At 58.2% G+C, this 7,185-nt stretch carries 6 protein-coding genes; 2 read left to right on the forward strand and 4 right to left on the reverse strand.

Going from position 1 to position 7,185, the window contains the following annotated elements:
• Positions 1 to 100: 100 nt before the first annotated feature.
• From ASE80_RS23620 to ASE80_RS23635, 4 genes are all read right to left on the reverse strand, one after another.
• The gene (locus tag ASE80_RS23620; RefSeq protein ID WP_056861036.1) at positions 101 to 1,537 is read right to left on the reverse strand and encodes an NAD(P)(+) transhydrogenase (Re/Si-specific) subunit beta; all 1,437 of its coding nucleotides are present in this window, start codon (positions 1,535 to 1,537) and stop codon (positions 101 to 103) included.
• On the reverse strand, positions 1,537 to 1,857 hold the full coding sequence (locus ASE80_RS23625) for an NAD(P) transhydrogenase subunit alpha (protein WP_003187417.1): 321 nt from the start codon (positions 1,855 to 1,857) through the stop codon (positions 1,537 to 1,539). The genes ASE80_RS23620 and ASE80_RS23625 overlap by 1 nt, the downstream gene beginning before the upstream one ends.
• A gap of 15 nt (positions 1,858 to 1,872) precedes the next feature.
• Positions 1,873 to 2,994: a Re/Si-specific NAD(P)(+) transhydrogenase subunit alpha gene (locus ASE80_RS23630; protein ID WP_056861037.1), complete on the reverse strand. Its 1,122-nt coding sequence runs from the start codon at positions 2,992 to 2,994 to the stop codon at positions 1,873 to 1,875.
• A 452-nt stretch (positions 2,995 to 3,446) separates the two neighbouring features.
• Entirely contained in the window at positions 3,447 to 4,346 is a 900-nt protein-coding gene (locus ASE80_RS23635) for a LysR family transcriptional regulator (protein ID WP_056861038.1), read from the reverse strand.
• A gap of 157 nt (positions 4,347 to 4,503) precedes the next feature.
• On the opposite strand from ASE80_RS23635, the gene ASE80_RS23640 reads away from it, so the two are divergent.
• Complete coding sequence (locus tag ASE80_RS23640) at positions 4,504 to 5,685, forward strand: acyl-CoA dehydrogenase (protein ID WP_056861039.1); 1,182 nt, start codon at positions 4,504 to 4,506, stop codon at positions 5,683 to 5,685.
• Between the two features lie 12 nt (positions 5,686 to 5,697).
• Positions 5,698 to 6,918: a CaiB/BaiF CoA transferase family protein gene (locus tag ASE80_RS23645; protein WP_056861040.1), complete on the forward strand. Its 1,221-nt coding sequence runs from the start codon at positions 5,698 to 5,700 to the stop codon at positions 6,916 to 6,918.
• The last annotated feature ends 267 nt before the right edge of the window (positions 6,919 to 7,185 follow it).

A 7,185-nucleotide genomic window follows, 5' to 3' on the forward strand; every position in this document is an offset into this window, starting at 1 on the left:
GCAGAGCATTCCCGGATGCATTCCCACGCAGAGCTTGGGAACGATAAAAAAACCCCAGCCTACTGGAGGCCAGGGTTTCGGGTATTGCGCTGGCGCAGTGTTATTCGACGGCTTTGACCATGTCTTCGATGACCTTCTTGGCATCACCGAAGACCATCATGGTTTTGTCCAGGTAGAACAACTCGTTATCCAAGCCGGCATAGCCGCTGGCCATCGAACGCTTGTTGACGATGATGGTCTTGGCCTTGAACGCCTCAAGAATCGGCATACCGGCAATCGGTGAGTTCGGGTCGTTCTTGGCGGCCGGGTTGACCACGTCGTTGGCGCCCAACACCAGCACCACGTCGGCCTGGCCGAACTCGGAGTTGATGTCTTCCATTTCGAACACTTGGTCGTAAGGCACTTCCGCCTCGGCCAGCAGCACGTTCATGTGCCCAGGCATACGGCCCGCTACCGGGTGGATCGCGTACTTCACGGTCACGCCACGGTGGGTCAGCTTCTCGGTCAGCTCTTTAAGGGCGTGTTGCGCCCGAGCGACTGCCAGGCCGTAGCCTGGAACGATGATCACGGTGTCGGCGTTGGTCAGCAGGAACGTGGCGTCGTCCGCCGAACCGGATTTCACCGGGCGTGCTTCTTTGGAGCCAGCTGCTGCGCCGGCATCTGCTGTGTTGCCGAAACCACCGAGCAGTACATTAAAGAAGGAGCGGTTCATCGCCTTGCACATGATGTACGACAGAATCGCGCCGCTGGAGCCCACCAGGGAGCCGGCGATGATCAGCATCGAGTTGTTCAGCGAGAAGCCAATGCCCGCCGCTGCCCAGCCGGAGTAGCTGTTGAGCATCGAAACAACCACCGGCATGTCGGCGCCGCCGATCGGGATGATGATCAGCACGCCCAGCACGAAAGCCAGTGCCAGCATCAACGCAAACGCAGTGAGGTTGCCGGTGAACATGAACGCCAGGCCCAGGCACAGGGTTGCCAGGCCGAGCACCAGGTTGAGTTTGTGCTGGCCACCGAACTGTACCGGTGCGCCCTGGAACAGGCGGAACTTGTACTTGCCCGAAAGCTTGCCGAACGCGATCACCGAACCGGAAAAGGTAATTGCACCAATGGCTGCGCCGAGGAACAGTTCCAGGCGGTTGCCCGCAGGGATCGAGTCGCCCAGGTGTTTGACGATGCCCAGGGATTGCGGCTCGACCACCGCGGCAATCGCGATAAACACCGCCGCCAGGCCGATCATGCTGTGCATGAAGGCAACCAGCTCCGGCATCTTGGTCATTTCTACGCGCTTGGCCATGATCGAACCGGCGGTGCCGCCGATCAGCAGGCCGACGATCACGTAACCGATACCGGCCGTTGCAAGCTCAGCGCCGAGTTTATAGATGAGGCCCACAGTGGTCAGCACCGCCAGCGCCATACCGAGCATGCCGAACAGGTTGCCGCGTCGCGATGTGGTTGGGTGTGACAGGCCTTTAAGGGCCTGGATAAAACAGATCGACGCGATCAAGTAGAGCGTCGTAACCAAATTCATGCTCATTACTTTGGCGCCTCTTCTTTTACTTTCGGGGCTTTCTTCTTGAACATCTCCAGCATCCTGCGCGTGACCAGGAACCCGCCGAATACGTTAACCGCCGCCAGGGCCACGGCCAGGGTGCCCATGGTCTTGCCCAGTGGGGTCACGGTGAGGGCTGCGGCCAGCATGGCGCCGACAATCACGATTGCGGAGATGGCGTTGGTCACCGCCATGAGTGGTGTGTGCAGTGCGGGCGTGACGTTCCAGACCACGTGGTAACCGACATAAATCGCCAGCACAAAGATGATCAGGTTGTAGATACCGGGGGAGATAAGCTCTTCCATCGTCTGAATCCCTGCTTAGGCGTTTTTGCGGATGACTTGGCCGTCGCGGCACATCAGGCACGCGGCGACGATGTCGTCTTCGAGGTTGATTTCAAACTGCCCTTCCTTGGTGAAGACCAGCTTCAGGAAGTCCAGCAGGTTGCGCGCATATAAAGCAGAAGCATCCGCGGCCACAGCTCCGGCCAGGTTGGTCGGGCCGCAAATGGTCACGCCGTTTTCAACGACGACCTGGTCGGCGACGGTCAGCGGGCAGTTGCCACCTTGGGCGGCAGCGAGGTCGATGACCACCGAACCGGGCTTCATCTGTGCGACGGTTTCGGCACTGAGCAAGGTCGGGGCTTTGCGGCCCGGGATCAGCGCAGTGGTGATGACGATGTCCGCTTGTTTGGCGCGTTCATGCACGGCCAGGGCCTGGCGCTGCATCCAGCTCGATGGCATCGGGCGCGCGTAACCGCCGACACCGACCGCGCATTCACGCTCTTCATCGGTTTCGTAGGGCACGTCGACGAACTTGGCGCCGAGGGACTCGATCTGCTCTTTTACGGCAGGGCGCACGTCAGACGCTTCGATCACGACACCCAGACGTTTCGCCGTGGCGATGGCTTGCAGGCCTGCGACACCCGCGCCGAGGATCAGCACGCGCGCGGCTTTGACGGTGCCGGCGGCAGTCATCAGCATCGGCATGAAGCGTGGGTAGTGATGGGCTGCCAGCAATACGGCTTTATAGCCGGCAATGTTGGCCTGTGACGACAGCACGTCGAGGCTTTGGGCTCGCGAGGTGCGTGGCGCAGCTTCGAGCGCGAAGGCGGTTATGCCTCGCTCTGCCAGCTTGGCGATGGTTTCGTTGCTGAACGGGTTGAGCATGCCCACCAACACGGTGCCGCTTTTGATCAGCGTCAGTTCGCTGTCGCTGGGGGCAACCACCTTGAGAATCAGCTCGGCGCCAAACGCGTCGCTGGCGCTGCCAATGGTTGCGCCTGCCGTTTCATAGGCACTGTCGACGATGCTGGCGGTAATGCCTGCGCCGCTTTGTACAGTGACCTTATGGCCCTGGCCGATCAGCTTCTTGATGGTTTCCGGGGTGGCAGCCACCCGCGTTTCACCGGTCTGGGTTTCGAGAGGAACACCAATGTGCACGTCAAATCTCCTGCATGATCTTTTTGCTTTTGATCTTTTTGTAAAAAGGCCAGTGCACCGTGAGGGGCGCAGCTGGGGCGGCCGATCAGCACGATCCCGCTGAAATGACAGCGGGGCGCGGCATTTTGCAGGCGAACTTTACGGCCTTCAAGGGATTATGACGGGTGACGAAAAATTAACTACAAGTCACCCTGTGACTGATTGTCGCAACAGGACAAAATAACCTCTTTAAATACAGGTGTTTAAAGGGCTGTAGAGAGTTATAGACGGTTTTCCTATCTTCGGCGTGAATGGTCGGGCATTGGCAGGTGATTGTCGCTACAAGCCTTATTGGTCATGGCGTTAAGCTCATTTTGACGCTGAGAGGTACAGTCTTTCAAAACACGACATATAGTTATATCTGTAGGATCCTAATTTATCTGACTACAAGGTCAACAAAATGACCTGGTCCTTTAAATACTGGGGTTGTAGCGCTGTGATTGGTCGATAAGCCAGTCTCTAAAAGCGTGCAGCGACGCAGATTCCACTTTTCTCTCGGGAATCATCAGGTAGTAAGCCTTTGTACTGCTCAACGCTTCGGTGCTCGCGATCACCAGATGCTGCTCTTCCAGCTCGCGCTGGATAAGGAAGGGCGGAATCAGTGCAATGCCCATGTCATGCATGGCCGCTTGCGACAACATCGAGAATAGCTCGTAACGAGGGCCTGTCATGTCGCGAGGTATGTTCAGTTGTTGCGCGTTGAACCACTGGCGCCAGGCGTACGGCCGAGTGGTTTGTTGCAGCAGCGGCAGTTGGGCGATTTCTTCCGGGCTGAAGTGTGCACGACTGCCCAGTAAACGCGGACTGCACACGGGAACGGGGTTTTCGCCCATCAGCCGGTGGGATTCGGTGCCTGACCAATCGGCATCACCAAAGTAGACGGCGGCGTCGAACTCGGTGTCGGCAAACAAAAAAGGGCGCGTGCGGTTGGTGAGGTTGACCGTGACTTCCGGGTGTTGCTGCTGGAAGTCCTTGAGCCGTGGGATCAGCCATTGGGTGCCGAACGTTGGCACCACTGCCAGCTCGATGACATTCGCGCCTTGCTGCCCCATGACCGACAAGGTATCGCGCTCTACGGCGTCCAGTTGCATAGCAACGCGACGGCTATACGACAGCCCCGCTTCCGTCAGTTTGACGCCCCGCCGGGAGCGTCGAAATAGCTCGACACTCAAAAACTCCTCAAGGCTGGCGATCTGTCGACAGATGGCGCCTTGGGTGAGTGAAAGCTCGTGTGCCGCCTTGGTAAAGCTCTCGTGGCGGGCCGCGGCTTCAAAACTGACCAGGGCGGTGGTGCTGGGAATTTTTCTGCGCATGTACGTTGTACTCACTCATAAAGCGCATTTGCGCGCTTTTCGCTCATTACGAAGTGAGAAATTAGCACAACCCTATGCGTAAACGTCGTTTGCCCTCTGCGGTTGCCCGGCCTAGGCTGCATCCACGACTTCTGTTTTCTTCCCCGAGGACTTATTCATGGCTGGCAAGGCAAGCTTCAACTGGATCGATCCACTGTTGCTGGATCAACAGCTCACCGAAGAAGAGCGCATGGTGCGCGACAGTGCTGAGCAATTCGCCCGGGACAAGCTGGCGCCACGTGTGCTCGAAGCCTTTCGCCATGAAAACACCGACCCTGCGATTTTTCGCGAGATGGGTGAAACCGGCCTGCTGGGCGCGATGATCCCTGAGCAGTACGGCGGCAGTGGCCTGAACTACGTCAGCTACGGGCTGATTGCCCGTGAGGTGGAGCGTGTCGACTCCGGTTATCGCTCGATGATGAGTGTGCAGTCGTCACTGGTGATGGTGCCGATCAACGAATTTGGCACCGAAGCGCAAAAGCAGAAGTACCTGCCAAAGCTGGCATCGGGTGAATGGATTGGTTGTTTCGGCCTGACCGAGCCTAACCACGGCTCTGACCCGGGCGCGATGATTACCCGTGCACGTAAGGTCGATGGCGGCTACAGCCTGACCGGCGCCAAGATGTGGATCACAAACAGCCCGATCGCCGATGTGTTTGTGGTGTGGGGCAAGGACGATGCGGGCGATATCCGCGGTTTTGTCCTGGAGAAGGGTTGGAAGGGGCTGAGCGCTCCGGCGATTCACGGCAAGGTCGGCCTGCGGGCTTCGATTACCGGTGAGATCGTCATGGATAACGTGTTTGTGCCCGAGGAGAACATCTTCCCGGACGTGCGCGGCCTGAAGGGGCCTTTCACTTGTCTTAACTCGGCACGCTATGGCATTTCCTGGGGGGCGCTGGGGGCTGCCGAGTTTTGCTGGCACACCGCTCGCCAATACACCCTGGACCGTCAGCAGTTCGGGCGACCTTTGGCGGCGACCCAACTGATCCAGAAGAAGCTGGCGGACATGCAGACCGAAATCACCCTGGCCTTGCAAGGCTGCCTGCGTTTGGGGCGCATGAAGGATGAAGGAACGGCGGCGGTTGAGATCACGTCGATCATGAAGCGTAACTCGTGTGGCAAGTCCCTGGATATCGCGCGTATGGCGCGGGACATGTTGGGCGGTAACGGTATCTCGGATGAGTTCGGGGTGGCGCGTCACCTGGTCAACCTGGAGGTGGTCAATACCTACGAGGGCACCCATGACGTACACGCCTTGATTCTTGGGCGCGCGCAGACCGGTCTTCAAGCGTTCTATTAATAGGAGAACGGCATGGGCGCGCTTTCACATCTTCGGGTACTGGATTTGTCACGAGTGTTGGCGGGCCCGTGGTCCGGGCAGATCCTTGCAGACCTTGGGGCTGAGGTGATCAAGGTTGAGCGACCGGGCAATGGCGATGATACGCGGGCGTGGGGGCCGCCCTTCCTTAAAGACGCCTATGGCGAGAATACCAGTGAGGCGGCGTATTACCTGTCAGCCAACCGTAACAAGGAATCGGTGACCATCGACTTCACGCGTCCGGAGGGTCAGAAGCTGGTGCGCGACCTCGCGGCCAAGTCCGACATCCTGATCGAGAACTTCAAGGTGGGTGGTCTGGCGGCTTATGGGCTGGACTATGAATCGCTCAAGGAGATCAATCCAGAGTTGATCTATTGCTCGATCACGGGTTTCGGCCAGACGGGGCCTTATGCGACGCGTGCAGGCTACGACTTTATGATCCAGGGGCTGGGTGGGCTTATGAGCCTGACCGGTCGGCCCGAAGGTGATGAGGGGGCTGGGCCGGTAAAGGTAGGCGTGGCGTTGACGGATATCCTGACCGGGCTGTACTCGACCGTGGCGATCCTGGCGGCGCTGGCTCACCGGGATCATGACGGCGGTGGTCAGCATATTGATATGGCGTTGCTGGATGTACAGGTGGCGTGTCTGGCCAATCAGGCGATGAATTACCTGACGACGGGTGTCGCGCCCAAGCGCCTTGGCAATGCTCACCCTAATATCGTGCCTTATCAGGACTTTCCCACGGCTGATGGCGACTTCATCCTGACGGTGGGCAATGACGGACAGTTTCGCAAGTTTGCTGAGGTGGCCGGGCAGCCGCAGTGGGCGGATGACCCGCGTTTCGCCACTAATAAGGTGCGGGTGGCCAACCGTGCGGAGCTGATTCCGCTGATCCGCCAGGCCACAGTGTTCAAGACGACGGCTGAGTGGGTGTCACAGTTGGAGCAAGTAGGCGTGCCGTGTGGGCCGATCAATGATCTGGCGCAGGTGTTTGCCGACCCGCAGGTCAAGGCGCGTGGGTTGGCGATGGCATTGCCGCATGCATTGGCGGGGATGGTGCCTCAGGTCGCCAGTCCGATGCGGTTGTCCAAAACGCCGGTGGAATACCGTAATGCGCCTCCTCTATTGGGCGAGCATACGGTGCAGGTGTTGCAGGGGGTGTTGGGGTTGGATTCGGCGAATGTGGCTGCTCTGAAGGCTGCGGGCGTTATCTGAAGTTGCTCTTCTATATAGGTAGATTGATCAACGAGCTCGGTTTGGTTGTTTTTTGATCAATTCTAACTTATTGATAGATAAGCTAAATTAAGTGTTGACGACGGATTCTAGAAGTCTATAATTCGCCGCACTTCCGGCGCAGTCGAAACGTAAAACTCCTTGGTAAACAAAGAGTTACGAAGTTTTCGGCAGCAGGTTGCTTCAGTTCATCGAAGCCAGAAGGAAGTTGAAAAAGAGGTGTTGACAGCAGCGTGTAACGCTGTAGAA

It is taken from the genome of Pseudomonas sp. Leaf15, assembly GCF_001421425.1.
In the GTDB taxonomy this organism is placed as follows: Bacteria; Pseudomonadota; Gammaproteobacteria; order Pseudomonadales; family Pseudomonadaceae; genus Aquipseudomonas; species Aquipseudomonas salomonii.